23 protein-coding genes are annotated in these 21267 nt (G+C 41.8%); 3 read left to right on the forward strand and 20 right to left on the reverse strand.

Annotation, left to right across the window (positions count from 1 at the left end; genetic code table 11):
* Positions 1-102: 102 nt before the first annotated feature.
* Positions 103-1514, forward strand: a protein-coding gene (locus QN079_RS13865) for an IS3 family transposase (RefSeq protein WP_428206824.1) whose coding sequence is annotated in 2 segments (ribosomal slippage) — positions 103-571 and positions 571-1514 — 1413 coding nt in all. Because the reading frame shifts where the segments join, the coding sequence is not laid out codon by codon here.
* 108 nt (positions 1515-1622) lie between these two features.
* Here QN079_RS13865 and QN079_RS13870 read toward each other — a convergent pair.
* From QN079_RS13870 to QN079_RS13895, 6 genes are all read right to left on the reverse strand, one after another.
* Entirely contained in the window at positions 1623-2651 is a 1029-nt protein-coding gene (locus QN079_RS13870) for a Gfo/Idh/MocA family protein (protein ID WP_010749991.1), read from the reverse strand.
* 24 nt (positions 2652-2675) lie between these two features.
* Complete coding sequence (locus QN079_RS13875; protein ID WP_005228209.1) at positions 2676-3644, reverse strand: sugar phosphate isomerase/epimerase family protein; 969 nt, start codon at positions 3642-3644, stop codon at positions 2676-2678.
* The gene (locus QN079_RS13880) at positions 3641-4360 is read right to left on the reverse strand and encodes a ThuA domain-containing protein (protein ID WP_005228207.1); all 720 of its coding nucleotides are present in this window, start codon (positions 4358-4360) and stop codon (positions 3641-3643) included. Before QN079_RS13880 ends, QN079_RS13875 begins: the two co-directional genes overlap by 4 nt.
* Positions 4357-5109 (reverse strand): sugar phosphate isomerase/epimerase family protein, encoded by a 753-nt coding sequence (locus tag QN079_RS13885; RefSeq protein WP_289229966.1) that lies wholly within the window; start codon positions 5107-5109, stop codon positions 4357-4359. Before QN079_RS13885 ends, QN079_RS13880 begins: the two co-directional genes overlap by 4 nt.
* A 30-nt stretch (positions 5110-5139) precedes the next feature.
* Positions 5140-6213: a Gfo/Idh/MocA family protein gene (locus QN079_RS13890; protein ID WP_005228203.1), complete on the reverse strand. Its 1074-nt coding sequence runs from the start codon at positions 6211-6213 to the stop codon at positions 5140-5142.
* A gap of 234 nt (positions 6214-6447) precedes the next feature.
* Positions 6448-7314 (reverse strand): AraC family transcriptional regulator, encoded by an 867-nt coding sequence (locus QN079_RS13895; RefSeq protein WP_005228201.1) that lies wholly within the window; start codon positions 7312-7314, stop codon positions 6448-6450.
* Between the two features lie 132 nt (positions 7315-7446).
* On the opposite strand from QN079_RS13895, the gene QN079_RS13900 reads away from it, so the two are divergent.
* Positions 7447-8235, forward strand: a complete 789-nt coding sequence (locus QN079_RS13900; protein WP_015510339.1) for a PHP domain-containing protein — start codon at positions 7447-7449, stop codon at positions 8233-8235.
* 112 nt (positions 8236-8347) lie between these two features.
* Here QN079_RS13900 and QN079_RS13905 read toward each other — a convergent pair whose 3' ends face one another.
* The 13 genes from QN079_RS13905 to pfkB all read right to left on the reverse strand — a co-directional run bounded on the left by QN079_RS13905 (position 8348) and on the right by pfkB (position 19161).
* Positions 8348-8998, reverse strand: a complete 651-nt coding sequence (locus QN079_RS13905; protein WP_289229967.1) for an HAD family hydrolase — start codon at positions 8996-8998, stop codon at positions 8348-8350.
* On the reverse strand, positions 8995-9675 hold the full coding sequence (locus QN079_RS13910; RefSeq protein ID WP_015510341.1) for a fructose-6-phosphate aldolase: 681 nt from the start codon (positions 9673-9675) through the stop codon (positions 8995-8997). The genes QN079_RS13905 and QN079_RS13910 overlap by 4 nt, the downstream gene beginning before the upstream one ends.
* A gap of 42 nt (positions 9676-9717) precedes the next feature.
* Positions 9718-10074: a PTS glucitol/sorbitol transporter subunit IIA gene (locus tag QN079_RS13915; protein ID WP_015510342.1), complete on the reverse strand. Its 357-nt coding sequence runs from the start codon at positions 10072-10074 to the stop codon at positions 9718-9720.
* A gap of 22 nt (positions 10075-10096) precedes the next feature.
* Complete coding sequence (gene srlE / locus QN079_RS13920) at positions 10097-11095, reverse strand: PTS glucitol/sorbitol transporter subunit IIB (protein ID WP_074934133.1); 999 nt, start codon at positions 11093-11095, stop codon at positions 10097-10099.
* Between the two features lie 12 nt (positions 11096-11107).
* The gene (srlA, locus tag QN079_RS13925; protein ID WP_074934132.1) at positions 11108-11662 is read right to left on the reverse strand and encodes a PTS glucitol/sorbitol transporter subunit IIC; all 555 of its coding nucleotides are present in this window, start codon (positions 11660-11662) and stop codon (positions 11108-11110) included.
* A complete protein-coding gene (locus QN079_RS13930; RefSeq protein WP_289229968.1) occupies positions 11662-12147 on the reverse strand; it encodes a transcriptional regulator GutM in 486 nt (161 codons plus the stop codon). The genes srlA and QN079_RS13930 overlap by 1 nt, the downstream gene beginning before the upstream one ends.
* Positions 12144-13787, reverse strand: a complete 1644-nt coding sequence (locus QN079_RS13935) for a BglG family transcription antiterminator (RefSeq protein ID WP_289229969.1) — start codon at positions 13785-13787, stop codon at positions 12144-12146. The genes QN079_RS13930 and QN079_RS13935 overlap by 4 nt, the downstream gene beginning before the upstream one ends.
* Positions 13788-13841: 54 nt before the next feature.
* Positions 13842-14006 (reverse strand): helix-turn-helix domain-containing protein, encoded by a 165-nt coding sequence (locus tag QN079_RS13940; RefSeq protein WP_289229970.1) that lies wholly within the window; start codon positions 14004-14006, stop codon positions 13842-13844.
* 15 nt (positions 14007-14021) lie between these two features.
* Positions 14022-14822: an SDR family oxidoreductase gene (locus QN079_RS13945; RefSeq protein ID WP_289229971.1), complete on the reverse strand. Its 801-nt coding sequence runs from the start codon at positions 14820-14822 to the stop codon at positions 14022-14024.
* A 569-nt stretch (positions 14823-15391) separates the two neighbouring features.
* On the reverse strand, positions 15392-16369 hold the full coding sequence (gene lacD, locus QN079_RS13950) for a tagatose-bisphosphate aldolase (protein ID WP_289229972.1): 978 nt from the start codon (positions 16367-16369) through the stop codon (positions 15392-15394).
* A 4-nt stretch (positions 16370-16373) separates the two neighbouring features.
* On the reverse strand, positions 16374-16823 hold the full coding sequence (locus QN079_RS13955; RefSeq protein ID WP_289229973.1) for a PTS sugar transporter subunit IIA: 450 nt from the start codon (positions 16821-16823) through the stop codon (positions 16374-16376).
* Positions 16820-18226, reverse strand: coding sequence for a PTS fructose transporter subunit IIC (locus tag QN079_RS13960; RefSeq protein WP_289229974.1), 1407 nt, complete (start codon positions 18224-18226; stop codon positions 16820-16822). The genes QN079_RS13955 and QN079_RS13960 overlap by 4 nt, the downstream gene beginning before the upstream one ends.
* Positions 18223-19161 (reverse strand): 1-phosphofructokinase, encoded by a 939-nt coding sequence (gene pfkB, locus QN079_RS13965; RefSeq protein WP_289229975.1) that lies wholly within the window; start codon positions 19159-19161, stop codon positions 18223-18225. The genes QN079_RS13960 and pfkB overlap by 4 nt, the downstream gene beginning before the upstream one ends.
* A 154-nt stretch (positions 19162-19315) precedes the next feature.
* Here pfkB and QN079_RS13970 point away from each other — a divergent pair, with 154 nt between their 5' ends.
* Positions 19316-20065 carry a MurR/RpiR family transcriptional regulator gene (locus QN079_RS13970; protein WP_289229976.1) on the forward strand — a complete coding sequence of 250 codons (750 nt, stop codon included), beginning with the start codon at positions 19316-19318 and terminating at the stop codon, positions 20063-20065.
* 160 nt (positions 20066-20225) lie between these two features.
* Here QN079_RS13970 and QN079_RS13975 read toward each other — a convergent pair whose 3' ends face one another.
* Positions 20226-21164: a 2-dehydropantoate 2-reductase gene (locus QN079_RS13975; RefSeq protein ID WP_005228196.1), complete on the reverse strand. Its 939-nt coding sequence runs from the start codon at positions 21162-21164 to the stop codon at positions 20226-20228.
* Positions 21165-21267: the final 103 nt, after the last annotated feature.

Consider the following 21267-nt stretch of genomic DNA (forward strand, 5'->3'; position numbering starts at 1 on the left):
TGTTATCGTTTCATTACACAAAAAAAGCACGTAGCGAAAAGAGATCTGAAGCGACCCCCAAAAGTTAGACCAAAAATCTAACTTTTGGGGGTCGCTATTTGTATGGCAAAATATCCTTTTGAATTAAAACTAAAAATCGTTAAAGAATATCTTAGTGGTGTGGGTGGATATCGGCATCTTGCCAATAAATACGGTATTTCAAGCAAGTCTCAAGTAAGTGATTGGGTGAATGCCTATCGTGAATACGGAGAGGAAGGTCTATTGAGAAAGCATCAAAATCAGAAATATTCTGTTCAATTTAAGTTAAATGCGATAGAGTTATATCAAACAAGTGAGATGTCCTATCGAGAAGTTGCCAGCACTTTAGAAATGAACAACCCTGCGCTTATTGCCAATTGGATGCGTAATTTCAGAGAAGCAGGTATTGAGGGGATCTCAAAAGAGAAAGGGCGATCACTTACTTTGGCTAGAAAAAAAGAGAACAAAAAAGAAAATACAACAACTGAAGAACGCGATCGTATCAAGGCATTAGAAAAGCAAGTCCGATCCCTTCAAATTGAGAATGCCTTTTTAAAAGAGTTGAGGAAGCTGCGAAAACAGGAAGCCCAGCAAAGACGCAAGAATCAATCGCACGAATCATCGCCAGCCTCCGAGGATCATTCAAACTAGTTGAGCTTCTTGAAACATTGAAATTTCCTAAAGCAACCTATATGTATTGGCAGAAACGGTTTGACAGACCAAACCCAGACCAAGAAATTGAAGAAAAAATGATTGAAATTCGCAAGGAGCATAAAGACTATGGCTGTCTGCGACTAAAAAAAGAATTAGAGAATCAAGGGATTCATGTCAATAAAAAGAAGATTCAACGTCTGATAAAAAAACTAGGTATCGAAGTAAAGTCTTACACTCGAAAATCTCGACGGTACAATTCTTATCGTGGGAAGGTTGGCACTGTCGCCAAAAATCGTATTCATCGTCGGTTTTATACAAATATCTGTCACCAAAAAATTACAACTGATACCACAGAGTTTAAGTATTATGAAGTAGACACCACAGGTGTCGTTCGTCAGAAAAAGCTGTATTTAGATCCTTTCATGGATTTCTACAATAGTGAAATTCTATCTTATCGGATTTCTGAAAAACCAAACGCACTAGCCATAATGGAAGGATTAGAAGAAGCAATCCAGATGACAAATGATTGTCCATTTCGTAGAACCTTCCATTCAGATCAAGGATGGGCCTATCAAATGAATGCTTATAAGAATAAATTGAAGCAGCATAAAATCTTCCAGAGTATGTCTCGTAAAGGGAATTGTTTAGATAACTCACCTATGGAAAACTTCTTTGGTTTATTAAAGCAAGAGATTTTTCATGGAGAAGTCTATCGGAGTTTAGATGAATTGAAAACAAAAATTGACCAATATATCTATTATTACAACCATAAACGCATCAAAAAGAAATTAAATTGGCGAAGTCCGGTTCAGTTTCGAGAAGCTGTAAAAACAGCTGTCTAACAGTTAATTTTATCGTACAAAAAAGGAGTGGATTTCTCCACTCCATAAAAGTCTAACTTTTTGGGGTCACTACAATCACTCCCTCAGCTAGTGCTTTTTTCTATTCTCTTACGCTGTGGCAAAAATGCGTTCGATCAACTGCATCACTGCTCGGACTTCTTCGTTTTTAACGATAGGTTCGGCACCGTTGCGTACAACGTTGTAAAAATTCTTGTAGAAAGGTTCAAAATCTGCTTCGGCTTTCGGGAAAGGAATTTCTTTGGCTGCCAATTCCGATGGGGGTGCCATCGTTTTCGTCAAGCCGACGCCTGCTTGGACTGGTTTTGGTGCTGCCACATCTTCGCGACCTGTTGCTTGCACCATTTCCCCATTTAAATCCCAATCGGTGATGGTGGCTGTTCCTTCTGTTCCTTTGATGTACCAGCGAGGCAATTGCGTGTAATTGGAGGTTCCAACTTCCACGATTGCTTTGACCCCATTTTCAAAGGTAATCAAAGCGAAGAACCCATCATCGACTTCTTCCCCCAACACAAAGCTAAGATCCGCTTTAACATCTTTCACTGGACTGTCGATCAGCCATAGCATTTGATCCAGCAAGTGAACGCCCCAGTCTAAAAGCATTCCCCCACCTTGTTTTTTCACATGGCGCCAGTCTCCTGGGATGCCGTTTGCCCCTTGGACCCGTGACTCTAATTGGAACAAATCACCGATCTGTCCATTACGGTACAGTTCGCGTACAAGTAGAAAATCAGGATCCCAACGGCGGTTTTGGTGAACCATAAAGGTATTGCCAGTTTCTTGGGCAACCGCCACGATCTCATCTAGTTCCGCAGTATTCAGCGCAACAGGCTTCTCGCAAACAACATGTTTGCCGGCTTTCAACGCAGCGATCGATAACTCTTTGTGCAAGTCATTAGGTGTGGCGATCAATACTGCTTCGATCGTCTCATCGGCTAAGACTTCATCATAGCTTTTAAAGATCTTATGGCCTTTTTCTTGGGAGATCGCTTGACGTTCTTCATTGATATCGTAAGTTCCTACGATGTGGATTCGTTCGTTTTCATTTGGTAAGATATTGTGGACATGGTACGCACCCATGCCGCCATATCCGATTACTGCAAAATTGATTGCACTCATGTCTGACACTCCTCGGTTTTCTTCTTATGCCCACCACATGGATGAAGCTTCTTCACGGATCATAATCGTCTTCAAGTTACTGATGGCACGAGTCAGTCCTTCATCAATGGACATGATTGGATCTTCATGTTCAATACTCAAGACATAATCATACCCATAAATCCTAAGCGCAGAAATAATATCTGACCAGACTTGTAAGCTGTGGCCGCAACCGACTGAACGGAAGGTCCAAGCTCGGGTTTTGACATTGCTATATGGTTGCATGTCCGTCAAGCCATGCATGTTGATATTGTCTTGGTCCAAATACGTATCTTTGGCATGGAAGTGATGGATTGCATCGGCTTCCCCTAAGATTTTGACCGCTGCCACTGGGTCGATCCCTTGCCACCATAAATGACTTGGATCCAAGTTACAGCCGATGGCTTTCCCCGCAGCATCCCGCAGTTTCAACATCGTATAAGGGGTATGTGCCAAAAAGCCACCATGAAGTTCGATCCCAATTTTAACACCAGCCGCTTCCGCTTCCGTGTTGATGCCTTTCCAATAAGGAATCAGTTTTTGTTCCCATTGATAGTTATAATTGTCATCGTATTCCGTTGGCCATGGCAATACTGGCCAGTTGACTTGTGTATCTGTTGCATTTCCGCCTGAAACGCCTGAAAATCCGTTCACAACAGGTACATTCATTAAGCTGGCTAATTTGATGGTTTTGCGCAAAAGTTCATCGGCTTCTTGCGCTTCTGCTTTTAATGGAGAGATTGGGTTGTTGTGACAGCTCAAAGCTGAGATTTCCAATCCTTTATCAGCTAATTTCGCTAAGTATTCTTTTCGCTCTGCTTCACTTGCTAGTAAACGGTCAATGTCTAAGTGGGCATTGCCTGGAGAACCACCGGTACCGATCTCGACGGTTTGCAGCCCTTTTTTCGCTACTTCATCGATCATTTCTTCAAAGCTAAGTTGATTGAATAACGGGGTAAAAACACCTAATTTCATTTTCTTTCCTCCTCAATTGCTTGAAAATGCCCATATGTTGGGTAACGATTTTCTGTTGGTGCACACCAGCGAGCCGCATTTTGGATCACTTTTTGCACTTTGGGATTGTAATAGCTTGGGAATGTCTCATGACCAGGCTGGAAATAGAAGATCTTGCCATTCCCACGGCGGAATGTACAGCCGCTGCGGAAAACTTCACCTCCAGGGAACCAACTGACAAAGATCAATTCGTCCGGCGCTGGAATATCAAAGTGCTCGCCATACATTTCCTCTTGCTCTAGTTCGATCCATTCGCCGACTCCTTCAACGATTGGGTGGCTTGGATTGACATTCCAGATCCGCGCATGCTGATCGTCTACTCGCCATTTCAAATCGCACGACGTTCCCATCAAGGTTTTAAAGATTTTCGAAAAATGACCAGAATGCAAGACGATCAGTCCCATTCCTTCCCATACACGCTGCTGCACACGAGCAACGATAGCATCATCGACTTCTTCGTGCGCCATATGGCCCCACCAAACCAACACATCCGTGTCAGCCAATACTTGCTCCGTCAACCCGTGTTCTGGTTCATCAAGGGTCGCCGTTCGCACTTGGAAATCATCCTCTTCTAAAAACTTGGCAATTTGACCATGGATTCCTTCTGGATACATTTTTTGGACGGTCTCATTCGTTTTTTCATGACGAAACTCGTTCCATACCGTAACGTGGATCATTGGTAGACCTCCTCTACGATGTTTTTTAATTGCAGATAATCAATCCCGCTGGCTTCTAAAGGAGCGAATTTTTGAAACGCTTCTTGCTCGACGATCAACCATGGTAGTTCTAATGCTTTAGCTGCTTCTACATACGACTTGATTGGTAAAATCCCATTGCCGATCTCGGTGCTTTCCTGCGGCTGCTCTTGCATATCTTTGATATGAACCAAGCCGACCTTCGTTTCGCGTTCCTTTAGCCAAGGTAAAACAGCCACGTTTGCAAAGGCTAACCAGTAAAGGTCGGCTTCCAAACGCAGTTGCGGATTGTCTTTGATCAGTTCATCGATCATGGATTCTCCAGCAACTTCAGTAAATTCATGGGCATGGTTGTGGTAGTAGCAAGTCAGCCCTTCTGCTTGCAACTTTTGGGTGATCTGGGTCAGCTCCGCAGCAAAGGCTTGCCATTTTTTCAAAGAATCAAAACTGGCATACGGAATGACGATCCGTTGATTGCCAATTGTTTTTTCAAAAGCGACGGTTTCTTCAAAACGATCTTGCAATGCTTCAAACGGGATATGGGAAGCCGCAACCGCCAAATCCAACTGCTCCAGCATTTCTTTGATCTGAGCAGCACTGTGTCCATGATAACCGGCAAATTCAACACCGTCATAGCCGTTTTGTTTAACTGTTTTCAACGCTTCAAAAAGATCTGTCTTGCAGTCCTCTTGAATACTCCAAAGCTGTAAAGCGATTTTCGGTTTTGTCATTTATGCTCGCTCCTTTTCTTCCAGCAGTTCTTATAGGTAGACTGGCTCACCGGTTTGCGATGATTTGTAGATCGCTTCTAAAATCTCCGTCACGACCATTGCTTCTTCAGGTTTGACCACTGGTTCGGTATCGTTGATGATCGCATGGATCCACGATTGTGCTTCTAAAATTTCTGGCGTCTCGCCGTTTCCTTCATAAAAATCAACGCCGCCTGTTTCAAGTTCGATATTTTTTTCATACAGCAAGCTGTGGTCTTCTCCGTTGATGGTCAAACCGTTGTTCATATCCGCACCCGCTTTGCTGCCCATCAGTGTCGTTTTGGCTTCTTTCACATCCAAGCTGTTGAGCGCCCAGCTAGCTTCTAAGAAAATCGTTGCGCCATCTTCCATGACCACAAAACCAAAGGCCGAATCTTCTACTGAGAATTTCTCTGGATCCCAAGGGCCCCAAGCATTTGCGGCATTTTTGGTTTGCGACAACTCATGATACGCTTTTCCGACAACAAATTTTGGTTTGTAATTGTTCATCATCCATAAGGTCAGATCCAATGCGTGGGTACCAATATCGATCAACGGACCGCCGCCTTGCGCTTCTTCATCAAGGAAAACACCCCAGGTTGGCACAGCCCGACGACGGATCGCATGAGCTTTCCCAAAATAAATGTTTCCTAATTGTCCTTCGGCACACACTTCATGAAGATAACGAGAATCTTTTCTAAAACGGTTTTGGTAGCCGATCGTGAGTTTTTTCCCTGTTCTATTAGCTGCTTCGATCATTGCTTTGGCTTCTGCCGCTGTTTTTGCCATTGGTTTTTCACACATGACATGACAATCCGCTTCTAGTGCGGCAATCGTCAACTCAGCATGTGAGGCGTTTGGTGTACACACATGGATCACATCTAGATCAGCTTGTGCCAACATTTCTTGATAATCGCTGAATACTTGGGCATCTTCGGTCCCAAATGCTGATTTCGCTTCAACTGCACGTTCAACCAGCAGATCACAAAAGGCAACCATTTCTACTTCTTCTACTTGAGACAAGGCAGGCATGTGCTTGCCGTTTGCGATCCCACCGCACCCAATGATTCCAACTTTAACTGTCATATCTTTCCTCCTGAAAACGCTTATTATTTTCTACCTCCTCATTATAGCGAAACATCGAAAGCAGTTCTTCCCAGTTTCCATTGAAAAAATTCCCGAAAATTATCTTATGAAACTTTAACAAAAAGAACCACTCCACAATTTATGCAAAGCGCTTAAAAAAACACTATCGAGAAAAAAATAGTGCCAAATTGACAAAAAAACAGTCGACAAGCAAAGGCTCATCGGCTGTTTCTATCAATTTTGATTCAGTTGTTTCTGGTACTGCAACGGTGATTGACCAACGGCTTCCTTAAAGACATGGTGAAATGTTTTGACACTGGCAAAACCTGCTTTTTCAGCGACTTCTGCCATCGGGATCTTTTCATTTGCCAAGATAAATTTGGCTTGATTGATACGGTATTCCGTCAAAAACTGCATGAAGGTCTTACCAGTATTGGTTTTAAAGAAACGCGTGAAATAATGGGGACTAAACCCTACATGCCTTGCGGTGTCCTCCATCGTCAAGACTTCTTGGTAATGAGATTCGATGTACTCAAAGACATCATTCAGACGCTGCAAGGTTTCTTTGTATTGTGCGGCCGTTCGTTTTAGTGGATTGACGGCTTGTTTGCGCTTTGGCAAACCTTGATAGCACTCCCCAATCAACTGGTAAAGCAGCCCGAGAGTCAAATAACGCTTCCCAACGACATTTTCCTCTTCCAACTGATACAACTCGATCAAGAGACCTGTTATTTTTTCCGTAAAACTCGTTGGCCAATTTTTGCTGTGGGGCTCCCCTTCTTCAAAGAGTGTCATCAAGGATACTTCATTTTCTCGAAGCAACGGCTCTTCAAAAAGCTTCATATCAAATTGATAGACATAGCGTTCACTCTCAGGCGATGCTAGAAAATAGTGGGGTTGCCCGCTGGAAAAAAGATACAGATCCCCTTCCTCCAACTCAATGATCGTATCGTCAACACCAATATTGACCGTGCCGCGCTTAGCGTAAATGATCTCGATTTCTTTATGGACATGGGGGTAAACGATGGTCAAACCATCATTTAGAAACGTTCGAAAACGAAATTCACTTTCAAATTCAGGAATTTCAAGGTACATACTCATGGCTGACCGACTCCTTCGCTCTATTCTTATTTATTATAAGCGAAAAATTGTCCAAGAGAAAACCTTTTCTCAGCCAATCATAGTTTCTTCTGCTTTTTTGTGGTATCGTATTCAAGAAAAGGAGTCTTGTTTATGAATTATTATGATCAACATCTGCATACATTTTTGTCTTTTGATTCAGATGAACAGTTTGAGAATTATCTTGCTTACCAGCCTGCCTACTTCGTTGCGACAGATCATTTCGATTTGAAGAACCCCTATTCGGGATTCCGTGATGATATTCCTGACTATGAATTACTAGTAAATACCCACCAGAAGCTGCAAGAGACCACAGCGACGAAACTCTTAAAAGGCATCGAGATTGGTGTCGTTCCTGGTCAAGAACAAGAAATCTTGCGCTATCTTGAAAGCCATCCTTATGACTTGAAATTGATCAGTATCCATCAAAACGGTACCTTTGATTATATGGACGATGCCGTGTTGAACAAGGACAAATTTGCAGTCGCCAAACAATACTTTGACCAAATGGCCCACGTGTTGGACTCGTTTTCTGACGGGCATATCGTGACCCACTTTGATTATGGCTTGCGTCGTTTCCAATTTACAGCCGAGGAATTGGCCGCCCATTTTGAAACAGAGTTAACGACGATCTTCAAAAAAATCGTTGCCCGTGACTTAGCGATGGAAATCAACGCGAAGAGCTTTGGCCCCTATCAAAATGCCCACCTTTATCAATATGCTATCCCGCTGTATCAAAGTGTCGGTGGTAAATTGTTCACCCTCGGCTCTGATGCCCATAAAGCCAGTGACTATCGGTTAGATTTTGCAGCGATGAGCGATCTATTGCGTTCCTTTGGTGTCAATCAATTAGCGGTCTTTCAAGGTAGCGAACGGTTTATGGCGGATCTGCCGACAGAATAAGCTTATTCTTTGACTATCATGCAAAAAAATTAAAAATGACCAGCCTATAAAGGAGGATTCCAGCTTCATTAGCAGTCATCCTTTCCTAGGTTGGTCCTTTTAGTCGTGCGTATTATTTTATGGTTTTCAATTCTTGCACATTCAGGTCACGAAAATCAATGATCGTTTGATCCGCTGGCAGACCTTGCGCAGGAAATGCTGGATTCGCAAAGCCAATACAGTACATACCCGCAGCTTTGGCAGCTTTACAGCCATTGATCGTATCTTCAATGACGATACATTGCTGAGGGTTCGTGCCCAACAAAGACGCTGCTTTCAAGAATACGTCGGGAAAAGGTTTCGAGCGTGCTACCTCTTCACTACTGACGATCTCAGTAAAATAGTTTCGCAACTGCAATTGATCCAGGTTCTCCTCAATCTCTTTTTTGGGAGAAGAGGAAGCAACACCAAGCTGAAAGTTCGCTTCTGCTAACTGCCGAATCAATGTTTGCACATGAGGAATCGCTTTGACGCCATCACGTGTGATCAACGCTTTTCTTCTGCGATTCATTTCTTCAATGTACGCTGAAACAGATTTTTGTAACTGTAATTCTTCCTTCATTTTTTCCCACATAAATTCTGCAGTGGTCCCCATGAACTGATAGTGATACGACTCATCTACAAGGTGCCCTTCACTATGAAGCATCGCTGTTTTTGATTCTAAAAACGTATACTCAGAATCTACGATAACCCCATCCATATCAAAAATTACCGTTGTCGTCATTGGCATAACCCCTGAATCGATGGCGACTCAAACGTCTCGACCCAGTCATTGTGAAAGTCCGTTACTGCTTTTTGAATGGAAGGCATGGCTAATCCTTGTCGATAGATGTCTGGATCAGCAGTGAGCGCATGTGCCCCTGCACGAATCGCGCGATTCATTTGCGCAGTGTTCTTAAAGCTTGCGGCAAGGATCTTACTTTGTGCTTGAGTGGTACGAATCGCTTGTGCCAATGATTCAATGACTGTTGGTGCATCAACATTGATATTTTCCATACGGTTATAGTATGGCGCCAAATAATCGACTCCAGCACCAATCGCTAAGAACCCCTGCAATTCGGTATAAATGGCTGTAGCTGTTAAGTTGAATTCACGCTCTTTTAAGCGTTTGATGGCTTCTAACCCATTTTCATTGACAGGGATTTTGATATAGACTTCTTTTCCCAGCTTATTGATAATCGTTTCTGCATCTAGGATCATCTCATCGACGGTTTCCCCAACCACTTGAACATGTAAGGATGCTTCTCCGATTCGTTCTTTCACTGCTTGCAAATGAGTAAAAAAGTCGATGTTCCCCGCAGCTTTCAAAATCGTGGGGTTTGAGGTTACTCCTGCCAGCGGGAGTACCTTTTGATAGTGGGTGATTTCCTCAAGATTTACTGTATCCAAAAAGAATTCCATTGCTTACACTCCTTCAATCTTACGTTTTACTAGACAGTTTCCTTACTTAATGCTGATTTTCGTTCCTTTTTCAATCACAGGGATCGTTTTTGCTTCTACATAAAGTGTGCCTGGTAATTCAGAGGTCGAACTGCCGTCAAATTTAATCGTGATGTGTCCTAATTCTTGTAAATTTCTTGATACCACATCGCCTACCGAGGTAATTTGATAGCTTTGATCATCGATCCATAATTTTTGTTCAGATGTAATCGTGCCATTCATTGGCTGTACTTCAATATTGTAACAATAGTCAGCTAACGCTGCCGGTGCATCTTTGCCAAAAAGAATGATCATATTTTCTTCGCGAAATAATTCCGCCTCCACACCGATTGAAAGAACTGTCGTAGTAAAAACTGCCATTTCTGCTTCCTCCTATACTGATTTAACTATAAAGTCCAAAACTTGCAAGCCATGCTACGAAGACTCGTGGTACACCATTTAAGAAACGAGAATAAAGAACAGAAGGTACCCCAACCTCAACCGTTTCCGCTTCTGCCTCTTCTAATCCTAACCCAACTGGAATAAAATCACAGGCATTTTGAGTATTGATCGCAAATAATGCAGGTAGAGCAAGTTGAGGTGGAATCGTTCCTTTGCCGATCTCGACCCCAATCAGTGTCCCGATCACTTGACTGATCACTGCCCCTGGTCCAAGTAACGGGGAGAGAAATGGCAAGGAACAAATAAAGCCGATGATCATCAATCCCCAAATATTGCCAGCTAATGGCGCCATCACATTCGCAAAGAAATTTCCAACGCCTGACCCTTGAATGATCCCAATCAACAGGGAAACAAATGCCATGAAGGGAATGACGGTATTGATCATCGTCTGAACCCCGTCTCGTGCAGATTGGTTAAAGGTCGCAACGACTTTCCCCGCGCCCATCCCGATCTTGGCAATAAAATTTTGCTGCTCGGCTTTTTGCTCTGTGATTTTTTTCGAAGTATCGTAGGTGAATTCCCGCTTAGGAGCTGTTGCTTCATTGGCGACGGTGGTTGCTTCTTGCTCTTCACTTAATGAAATTTGGTCGACCCCAACCGCCGAAACATAGATCTGTTCATTGATATATTGTGCTAATGGCCCACTTTTCCCCGTTGCGACGACATTGATCGTCGGAATCCCTTTTTTGGGATAAATACCGCAACGTAGTGTACCACCACAGTCAATGATCGCCAATGCAATTTCATCATCGGGAATCGATGTTTTAAAGCCATTGACTGCTTCCATTCCCGTTAATTCAACAATTTTATCAACGATTGCAGGTCGCTCACCACCACCAGTAATGTAAATAAATTTATGTCTTTCTTCTGTCGGCGTGATCACTAAGGGACCGCCATAACCGCCGCTGCCTTTGACTACTCGTATACTTTTGTACGTCATCTTGATTCCTCCTTATTCTGCCGCTAGTTTGACTGTTTTACTCAAAGTGATGCCTTGCTGCTTACACACGTAAGCAGTCGTAAAGTCGGTGACCCAACCGCCAATAAAGTTCATGATCATACCGACCAATAGGTAACGAATCGCCAGCTCCATCGAGTTTAAGCCTAATGTTGTGATTCCTTGGGCAATACCCAACCATACAAAGAGTTCTCCCGGATTGATATGAGGAAATACCCCATTACTGGTGTGACAAAATTGCGCTTGTGAAGCATAATAGCTAGGCTTATAATATTCAGGTAAAAAGCGAGCCATAGTAAACGACATTGGGTTTCCTAACATAAAGGCAGATAGGAAAGGTAAAAGCAAATAGCGAGTGAAAGGATTTTTTGAAGATAAACGTGCCACTTTGGTCACGCGTTCTTCTCCTAAGAAAGCAATCAACGTATTCATGGCGACCATCAGCATTAGCACCACTGGAACGATACCTGTCATCCATGAGATAAAGGTCTCTGCTCCGGTTTGAAAAAGGCTCATAAAACCTTCAGCAAATTTTGTAATATACTCCATTATTTTGCACTCCTTTTTTCTTTCACATATATTTTTTCTTTCCATGTTTGTATTTGTATTTTCATCAGTGTTACAGGCGACACTCCCTGACTTTCGGTATAGTTCCCGGCTTCTGTGCGCAAATAGATTTCTCTGGCATTTTCCATCGCTTGAATCGTCAACTTGTTTTCTTTTTGCACTTTGGGATGGTACTTATCGATATAATGAATATCTTCTCCTAGATACACCGGCAGCTCTTTAAACTTCGCCAACACGGTTACCCCTTGCATCTTTCTGGCATCAAGAATGATTCCTGCTGGATCGACCGCAAGTAAAACGATCGTTCCTGCTTTTATTTTTCCAGCTCTGCGTCCAATCGCTACCTTGCCTTTTTTGCGCAGTTGCTGATAGTTTTGATTAAAGTGTTTGATCTGTTTCAACCCAAAAAGAATTTGTAACAAATAGGCGCCTAAGGCAAAAATACCAAATAGATAAACAAAACTCATATAATCAACTCCTTCTGATAAAGCCATTCTTTCAATGCTAATAGATTTTCTTGGGCACTTATTTCTTCTCTGAAATCCGCATTGCCAGCAATCGCAAATAATTCATCATAAATGCGCAACAAGTCTTGTTCGTTTTTCCCTGTCAATTCACTTGGAATACCTAACAAAAAAATCAGTTTGATATTGCCCTCAGGAGTAACCAATTTCCTTTTGAACACACCTATCGACAAAACGATTTTATCTGTTTGATCATTGATCGCATGGGGAAAGCCAATCTCAGAATCAAAAATCGTGGCATGTTTTTCCTCTCTTTGTCTGATTCGTTCCAAAAAGCACTCATCTACTATATGCTCCTTTGTTAATTCGGCGATCATTGACTCGACATTCTTTTGATAGGTCAAGTCAGGATCTAAGTGGTTAAAGTGTAAGAGGATCGACTGCTTCCCTACTGACTGCAAGCGTTCGGCTTTTTCCCACTCATTGCGCAACCAATGATCGTCAAATAAGTTGGTCAATTTAATGATTGGACTTTTCACTTGCTCTAAATGTTTTAATGGGATCGTCGTAAAAATGGCGAAGTAATCGGTCAGATTTTCCTGATGATAGGCTTCCTCTGATAAATGGGTGATGCGAATATCATTGCCTAAGACTCGTTCCAATTGACGACGAATGATCATCGCCGTACCTCTGCCACTGTGACAAACTACAGCAATTTGTTTTTTGGCTGGTTCGTTTTGTTGGCTTTTCAAAGCAAGTTCAAAATAAAGTGCTAGATAACTGATTTCGACTGTGGGTATGGTTCGACCAACCATTTCTTCAATCTCTTGTAGACCGACTTTGGCTAATTCATAGGCAAAGGGATATTGTCGCTCGATTTCGCCGTAAAACAAATCGCTTAATTTTGCTTGGACCACGATTCGGTTGATCATATACTTTAAGTGTTCTTTCATTTCTAAAAACAACACTTTCTCATTGATATCCAAAACGAGCGTGCGATGGATTCGCTTTAGCATCGCTTTAAAGTACTGTTCGACTGCTGTCGGGACAACCGTACGCTCAATTAAGGAATTTGCAGATAAATTTAACGGGAACCAGAGAAAGTCTTGTTCTGTTTGACTTAAAGTCACTCGGTATTTGGTCTCTAGATGATAGATCAACTGCTCGATTTGTTTTTCTTCTTTGATGAAATTTGTATAACAATTCGGTATCGTCTCTAAATAATTTCCTTCAATGATCCTTTTCATGGAAATAGAAATCACTTTATACAGTAAACGACCATAATACTGCGGAATCCCTGAGAGAGAAATGATTTTTTGGATCATTGCTCGTGTATCGTTTTCTAAATAATTTTCATAAAAATAATCTTGTACATAATAGATATAAAGCAAACGCAGATTAAATTCACTTCCTTTAATCTGAATCCTTCTATTTGGCGTTCCAACTACTTCTGTATCAAAAGGCTTGAGTAGCTTTTTTAGCATCCGAAAATCATTATAGACAGTACTCCTACTGATCCCTAGCGCTTCAGACAGATCGTCAATTAAAATAAATGACTTTTCCTCGATCAATTGTTTTAGGATAAATGCCACCCGTTTACTTGCTGAGTTAAAATCGGTTTCTTTTTTTAACTTTCCAGCCAAAATTAGTTCAAATTCTTCAGCGTCTTCTATCTCAATGGAATAGCTCTTTTTCCTTTACACGATTTTCGCAATACCAATTAGTTCTTCATTAAGCAGATCAATACTACTCTTTACTGTTTTTGAACTACTGCTCAACTTTTTCTGTAAATCAATGATTGAAATATCCTTATGGGTTATTAACAAGTCTAAGATTTGATACCATCGATTTACGAATGCCATTTTATCCCCCTATTTCTATCCCCTAGTTTTTCCTCCCGCTACATTTGTTGTCACTCCTGTAATATAACTGGATCGGTCAGACAGGTAATAGCAGACCAAGTCAGCTACTTCTGTCAATTTTCTACTCCGACCTAGAGGAATTGTACTCGTTTTTGCGTATCCTTCTCGCAGTTTTTCAACTGTCGTCCCTCTTGTGTAAGCCAATGCCTCCTCATAGGCGGGCGTTCTCAAACCTGTTTCTTCCATGATGCCCGGTGCAATACCCACGACTCGAACATTTGATTTTCCTAATTCTTTTGCCCAGGATCTTGTATAGCTATTGAGTGCCGCTTTGGTAGCAGCATATGCACTTTGCCCTTCAGATCCTTCAAGCCCTGATTCTGATGACATATTGATGATGACTCCAGATTTTTTATTGACCAATTCTCGGGCTACTGTTTGAGTCATTAGGAAAACGCCCTTTTGATTGATTGCACTCATCTTGTCAAAAATAGGATCTGATAATTCATATTTCCCATGAGGGTCTTTCTTATCTACTAAAAGACGTGGAATATTGATCCCTGCATTGTTCACTAAACCATCGACAGTTCCAAACCGCTCAATGACCTTTTCTACACCTGACTCCACCTCTTCCCTTATTGAAATATCCGTTTCAACAAACAACAAATTGTCATGTTGTTGCGTAGCTTCTGTAAGGTCAAAATTTGCCACTTTCACCCCTTGCTCTAATAAACTTTCAACAATCCTCTTTCCGATTCCTGAAGAACCCCCTGTTACGATCACGGTTTTTCCAGCTATATTTAACCAGTCTTTCATACGTTCCCTCCTACAATTTGATTACGCTTTCAGTATAAGCGTTGACCAATAATAATTAAGACAGGATTTTTTCAAAGATCTGGAAAAAAAGTGTACGAATTTCACTGAATAATCTTCAGACCGTTTGCCTTAAAAAACAATGCAATTTTATTTTGCAACCGAAAGAATCATGTTGAAGCGACTTCTATTCTATCCTATCTTCTCCTTATAAGGAGTCATCCGCTCTTTTTTTAAAGGACGGTTTGTGAATACGACTTAATTAATTGCTCTCGATTTTTCCACAACAAAGCCACTCCAATAACATGCAGTCAAAGAAAGAAAAACTCCCACCTTTTTCTTCCACAAAAAAAGCTTAGGAAAGATTCCCTAAGCTTTTTGAAACGATTAAATTAGAGTGTATTAAAAATGCGGCGATTGGTTAGTACGCTCCTTAAGAATGACCCAACTCATTGACTTTTTCAAATAAAGACTTCGGCGAAAGTCAATCTCAGACATCCGTTTAACCGTCTGGAAGCCAGCACATGTTGACACCTTATCTCCCCAAGTTCATATATTGCCATTGAAAGAAATCATTCAGTTGTTGCCTGACAAGAAGAAGCTGTTTCCATTAGCACTTCATTCAATGTTTCGATGTTTTTTCTACCGTCTGTTTGCATCCATTGTCTTGCAGCAGCTTCTCCTTTAGTGGCAAATACCTTAACACCATCTGCCCAAGTTGCTCGCCCGCATAATACACCATTGAAGGTTGAACCAGCTGCTTTGGCAAAGCGGAGGGTTTCTTGAAAAAGCTCTGCACTGACGCCTCCGCTAAGAAAAATAAATGGACAAGTAGCCATCTGGCTTTGTTCTTTAAAGAATGCTGCAGCCTCTTTTTGTGTATAGACAACCTCATTCCCGAACCCTTCAACAAACTTCATATTGACAGGAACTTCTACTTTCAAAACAGCTACGTTATAGCGCGACTCTGCAAAAACCTTCATCATTTGATTGACTTTATGTGGTTTGACCGTTGCGTATTCTTTCGATGTGTTATCCGAAATGGTCGCATCATAGGAGACTAGCTCTAAGAAAAAGGGCAGCCCTTCCGCCAGACATTCAGAACCGATTCGTTCTATATAAGCTTTCTTTTGATCGTTGATTGCATCGCTTTCGTCTACATCATAGTAGAGTAAAAACTTACAGGCATCCGCTCCTGCCTCTTTGAGCTTCTTGACTGACCAATAATTTAACGAGTCTGGGAGTCTCCCCGGCGTCGTTGCATCATACCCCGTTTTTTCATAAGCCATCAATAGGCCAGTTTGCTGAGCACGTTGTTTTGCTGCCGGAAGGCCGTATTCTGGATCCAATAAAATAGCCGATGCATATGGTGTTAGTTCTTCAGAGACGATGGTTTTAAATTGCTCGATCGCTGCGTCCGACACTTCTTTTTTATATTGACTTAGCATTCGCTTTAATGCGCCTCTTTGATCGATCGCCAATGCACTGATGATTCCTTTTGAATTACAAAGTTTTGTTACTGTTATCGGTTGCTTCATTGTCGTAGTCATTTTTTCAATTCCCTTCTAGATACTGATTCATTGCTTGTAGTACAGCTGTTTTAGAAGTAGCTGCTTGGATCGCTTTTTTTAACTCTTCTTTCATCAGCATCCTTGCCACTTGAGACAAAATCGTAAGGTGGGTAGTCCCAGCTTCGTTCTCTGGTATAAACATAGCGATGATCGTATGGATTTTTTGTCCGTCTAAACTGTCCCAATCGATTGCTTCTCTAAGTTTGATTACACTAATAAATGGTCGTCTAATAACACTGCTCTTCGCATGAGGAATGGCAAAGCCATCCATCATGCCTGTAGAGCCTTGTTCTTCTCGAAGGATAAATGCTGCTTCCACTTCTGAAACATTCGTAGCATCGCCTTGTCTCTTACTTTCTTTTGCTAGAAAAGAGAGCGCTTCCGCTTTATTATTTAGGAGGGAATCGACAAAAATATATTCTTCCGTAATCATGCTTTCACGCCCATTCTCTGTTTGGCAACTTTTCTTTTTTGAACCAATCCTAGCAACAACCCACCTGCGATCGATCCTGCTAAAATCGCACTTACCCATAAAAGACCATGAGTAACAACGGGTAATACTAGAAAGCCACCATGGGGTGCAGGCACTTGCACTTTGAAGAGATAGGTCAGTACAGCAGCAATCGAAGAACCAAACATCATGATCGGTAACACTCTCAGCGGGTCTTTTGCCGCAAAAGGAATCGCTCCTTCTGTAATATGTGTTGAGCCTAAGATAAAATTGACTAATCCAGCATTTTTTTCATTTGCATCAAAATACTTCCCAAAGAATAAAACGGCAAAACCTGTGATCAATGGTGGTGCAATGCACGCTGCGGATACTCCTGCCATGAAACTAGTATTTCCTTGTGCCAATAAAGCAGTACCTGTTACATAAGCTGCTTTATTGATTGGTCCTCCCATATCGAATGCGCACATACAGCCAACAATAATTCCTAATACAAAGGGACTAGAGTTTTCGAAACCAGCTAAGAAAGACATCATTGCTTCGTTGATCGTTGCCATCGGCCCTGACACAAAGTCCATAATCAATCCTGTAATCAAGACTCCTAAAACGGGATAAAGAAAAATTGCTTTCAAACCATCTAATGATTTAGGTAAAAGAACCAATGCCTTCATCAGCCCTAGAACGACATAGCCGGCTAAGAAACCTGAAACGATCCCACCTAAAAAGCCAGTGCCGCCGTCTGCCGCGATCAAGCCCCCAACAAACCCAACCACTAGTCCTGGTCGTTTCGCAATACTCTCCGCAATAAATGCTGATAGGATCGGGACCATCATACTCATAGCAAAACCACCGATTCCATTGAGTCGCGCAGCAAATTCGTTGTACTGAGCATTAGTTGGATCAGCCGAATAAATCCCCCAAAGAAATGAAATAGCAATCAAGACTCCCCCACTGACCACAAACGGTAACATATGGGAGACACCATTCATTAAGTTTTTGTATATCGTATGTCCAATCCCGCTGACGGCTACTTCTTCTTTATTGGTCGGAACAGATTGCTTCGGCTGTTTGATTTTCCCTGCACCCTCTAAGGCATCAGCGATCAATTGATCCGCATTGCGAATGCCCGAAGCTACCGGGACATCAATGATTTTTTTGCCTGCAAAACGTTCGGCTTGAACATCTTTATCAGCCGCGATAATGACTGCGTCGGCAGCTTCGATCTCTTCAGCAGTCAATGCATTTTCGATCCCAATCTGTCCATGAGTCTCTACTTTGATCGAAATGCCTCGCTTTTTAGCGGCTTGCTCTAATGCTTCTTGTGCCATATACGTATGCGCGATCCCCGTCGGACATCCCGTCGCAGCTACTATCTGAAATTTTGTCATTTATGGACTTCCTTTCTATGAACATGTATTTGCGCTTCCAATTCAGGGATATCTAAAAAGTCAGTCAATCCCTTTTTAAAAGCAGTTGAACTTCCCGCAGCAATACTTCTTTTCAATGTATGAGAAACCTCCTCCTTGCGAACCATCCCGGCAATAAAGGTCCCTAATAAGCTATCTCCCGCACAGGCTGTATTAACCACTTTGCCTTTTGGGGCATTAGCGATCAGACAAGTTGCTTCATTAAAAAAAATCCCCCCCTCACTTCCTAAAGACAGCAACACATTTTGCGCTCCTTCTGCAATTAACATTTGACCGTATTTCTGATAATCTTCGGGTGCGATCGTGGCGACATCAAACAGTGTCGCTAACTCCTCTTCATTTGGTTTGATCAAGTAAGGACGATACTGCAAACACTCCCGAACTTCCTTATAACTACTATCAATAATCAGCTTGATTTCTCGTTCCTGACAGATTTTACTGATCTCAATCAAAACCGTCGGCTGAACACCTTTTGGTAAACTCCCAGAAACACAAAGAAAATCACCTGGAACAAGAGTCTTGATTTTTGCTAACAATCGCTCCACATTTTCTGGACTGATCGCTGGCCCTTGATTGACCAATTTATATTCTTTGTTTTCTTCGTTGACTTGTGTAAAGACATTTATTCTGGTCATTCCATTAACCGCTACAAAATCGGTCATGATGTGCTTTTCGCTTAAAAAATCTTCAATATATTTTCCTGTAAAGCCACCGCTAAATCCTAAAGCAGTGCTGGGAATGCCTAGCATCTTCAAAATAAGAGAAACGTTCACCCCTTTGCCATTGGCTTGGATCTCATCATCTAGTGTACGATTGACAACTTGAGGCAAAAGCTGTTCTGTTTCGATAAATAAGTCAATCGCTAAATTCATCGTGCATGTGTAAATCGTTCCCATAATTGTTCCTCCTTGCTGTACCTTAAGTATGCACTGTTTCTGAATGTACATGTTTTCTAAAACGATCCATTCTGTTGAAAACATTTTCAATCTTGTTTGATTCCATTTGATTTTCAGATACAATCACACTAAAATAGCGTTAAGAGGTGGCAAGATGGACAACAAATTAAGTGAAGCAGAACTATTTTTATGGAATTACATTACGCAAAACCTTTCAGAAATTCCGAGCCTTTCGATTATCAAACTAAGTGAACTGGCAAATGTTTCAACGACAACGATCGTCCGAACCATGAAGAAAAAGGGCTATGAGGGCTACACCTCTTTTAAACATCATTTAAAAGAGCAATCGAATATGACCTTGAATTTTTCAAACGTGGAAATGGTGGATGAAGAGATCCGTCGCTCCATTATTAAAAATGAACAAGAAGTCATTCGTACCTTAAATATGCTAGATACGGGCACTATTGAAGATGCGATCCAAAAAATATACAACGCGAAACGAATCGTTATTTTTGCACGGGGCTTTTCAGAATTGATTGGGGAAGAAATGAAGACAAAATTTCAGCTGGTGGATAAATATTGTGAGTTGTACACTGATCCCAATATTATCACTACGATCAGTAAGCGTTTACGCAAAGAAGATACCGTGATTTTTGTTTCATTAAATGGGGAGACCGAAGAATTAGTCATCGCGGCTCAAAATTGTTACGATAAAGAAATCGGATCGCTTTTGATCACCGCCTCAAAAGAAAGCCGTTTGCTGGAATTAGTCGAGCTTTCTTTGATTAGCTTCAAATCAGAAATTTCCTTTTTCCCTGATTATGAAGTCCGCTCACGACTGCCCTTATCGGTCATTGCTCGAATCTTGCTGGATTCTTATGCGATTCGCATCAAGAAAAAATAAGCAGACTCACTCGAAATCAATAAAAAAAGTCTTTTCGCCCTCATAGTGTTTCTTCTATGAGTGAGCGAAAAGACTTTTTTGCTGAATGATTTGGATGCAGTCTCTTGATATCGCTACTGACTGCTAGCGATTTTACGAGTTATTCCCTTCGCAGAAGTGGTTATTCTGCTGCTAAAATATCTTCCTTAGCATGGATCATTTGAGTCAAAAAGTCGCAATAAGGCGTTGGCACTTGGTACTTGCGGCCTTTTCGTGAGATTGCGCCATTGATATAATCGATCTCGGTTTTGCGATGATTATTGATCAAATCTTGATACATGGATGGATAGTGCATTCCGATGCCTTCTGGATCATAGGTTTCCTCAATATGGTGGACTACTTCGGATACATCCAGTTCAACAGATTCATGGGCAGCAACTGCCGCAAATTCTTCCACGATCGTTTGGACCATCGCACGCGCCGTTGAGGTTTGTCCGAATTGGGCAATATTCACATTTAAAATCGAACACAAGCCATTTAGGGTGCCGTTGACACAGGCTTTGCGATAGATGGAGTAACGGATGTTCTCAGAATAAGACGCATTCAACCCAGCATCAGCCAAGACTGCCGCCAATTGACGGGCATCTTCTTCTTTCCCCGGTTCGATGTTTTGCAGTTCTACAGAACCATCCCCAAACAAGCGAACATTACCAGGACCAATCAAGTCCGCCGTCCAAATGGTATTTCCTAAAAAGATTTTATCTGTGCTGACATATTTTTCAATCGTGTCCTCATGACCGATCCCGTTTAATAAGCATAAGACTTTCGTTTGCTCTCCGATCATCGGTTTGATCGTTTGCATCATTTGATCCAGTTGCATCGCTTTAGTAAAGACCAGGATCAAGTCTGCTTGTACAGTCGTTGGGATCTCATTTTGCGAATAGATCGAAAAAGGGACTGCGATCTCTTCACCGTTTAAGTTCGCTCGTAATCCGTGTTCACGGATCGCTTCGATATGCGCAGGCCAGCCGTCGATCAACGTGACGTCATTTCCGCCTCTTTTTAGCATAATAGCAAAACGGCTGCCCATAGCACCTGCACCAGCAATAACAATTTTCATCTGAATTCCTCTTTCCTCTTCCACAATTAGGTATAGTTTACTCTAAAATCGTGAAATATGCGAGAGCCTTGCGTTTTTTCTCGATAGGAAAGAAAAAAGAACA

The sequence above is a fragment of the Enterococcus sp. FZMF genome (assembly GCF_030263915.1).
GTDB classification, from domain to species: Bacteria; Bacillota; Bacilli; order Lactobacillales; family Enterococcaceae; genus Enterococcus_D; species Enterococcus_D casseliflavus.

What these genes read in the sequence shown, in the direction of transcription:
- QN079_RS13905 (WP_289229967.1), bottom strand. Translation starts at nt 8,998, where the DNA reads ATGACGACAACGGTAATTTTTGATATGGATGGGGTTATCGTAGATTCT.
- lacD (WP_289229972.1), bottom strand. Translation starts at nt 16,369, where the DNA reads ATGACTACGACAATGAAGCAACCGATAACAGTAACAAAACTTTGTAAT.
- QN079_RS13885 (WP_289229966.1), bottom strand. Translation starts at nt 5,109, where the DNA reads ATGACAAAACCGAAAATCGCTTTACAGCTTTGGAGTATTCAAGAGGAC.
- QN079_RS13880 (WP_005228207.1), bottom strand. Translation starts at nt 4,360, where the DNA reads ATGATCCACGTTACGGTATGGAACGAGTTTCGTCATGAAAAAACGAAT.
- QN079_RS13910 (WP_015510341.1), bottom strand. Translation starts at nt 9,675, where the DNA reads ATGGAATTCTTTTTGGATACAGTAAATCTTGAGGAAATCACCCACTAT.
- QN079_RS13890 (WP_005228203.1), bottom strand. Translation starts at nt 6,213, where the DNA reads ATGACAGTTAAAGTTGGAATCATTGGGTGCGGTGGGATCGCAAACGGC.
- pfkB (WP_289229975.1), bottom strand. Translation starts at nt 19,161, where the DNA reads ATGGGAACGATTTACACATGCACGATGAATTTAGCGATTGACTTATTT.
- QN079_RS13940 (WP_289229970.1), bottom strand. Translation starts at nt 14,006, where the DNA reads ATGGCATTCGTAAATCGATGGTATCAAATCTTAGACTTGTTAATAACC.
- QN079_RS13875 (WP_005228209.1), bottom strand. Translation starts at nt 3,644, where the DNA reads ATGAAATTAGGTGTTTTTACCCCGTTATTCAATCAACTTAGCTTTGAA.
- QN079_RS13930 (WP_289229968.1), bottom strand. Translation starts at nt 12,147, where the DNA reads ATGAGTTTTGTTTATCTATTTGGTATTTTTGCCTTAGGCGCCTATTTG.
- QN079_RS13955 (WP_289229973.1), bottom strand. Translation starts at nt 16,823, where the DNA reads ATGATTACGGAAGAATATATTTTTGTCGATTCCCTCCTAAATAATAAA.
- QN079_RS13895 (WP_005228201.1), bottom strand. Translation starts at nt 7,314, where the DNA reads ATGAGTATGTACCTTGAAATTCCTGAATTTGAAAGTGAATTTCGTTTT.
- QN079_RS13970 (WP_289229976.1), top strand. Translation starts at nt 19,316, where the DNA reads ATGGACAACAAATTAAGTGAAGCAGAACTATTTTTATGGAATTACATT.
- QN079_RS13975 (WP_005228196.1), bottom strand. Translation starts at nt 21,164, where the DNA reads ATGAAAATTGTTATTGCTGGTGCAGGTGCTATGGGCAGCCGTTTTGCT.
- QN079_RS13945 (WP_289229971.1), bottom strand. Translation starts at nt 14,822, where the DNA reads ATGAAAGACTGGTTAAATATAGCTGGAAAAACCGTGATCGTAACAGGG.
- QN079_RS13870 (WP_010749991.1), bottom strand. Translation starts at nt 2,651, where the DNA reads ATGAGTGCAATCAATTTTGCAGTAATCGGATATGGCGGCATGGGTGCG.
- QN079_RS13915 (WP_015510342.1), bottom strand. Translation starts at nt 10,074, where the DNA reads ATGGCAGTTTTTACTACGACAGTTCTTTCAATCGGTGTGGAGGCGGAA.
- srlA (WP_074934132.1), bottom strand. Translation starts at nt 11,662, where the DNA reads ATGGAGTATATTACAAAATTTGCTGAAGGTTTTATGAGCCTTTTTCAA.
- QN079_RS13960 (WP_289229974.1), bottom strand. Translation starts at nt 18,226, where the DNA reads ATGACAAAATTTCAGATAGTAGCTGCGACGGGATGTCCGACGGGGATC.
- srlE (WP_074934133.1), bottom strand. Translation starts at nt 11,095, where the DNA reads ATGACGTACAAAAGTATACGAGTAGTCAAAGGCAGCGGCGGTTATGGC.
- QN079_RS13900 (WP_015510339.1), top strand. Translation starts at nt 7,447, where the DNA reads ATGAATTATTATGATCAACATCTGCATACATTTTTGTCTTTTGATTCA.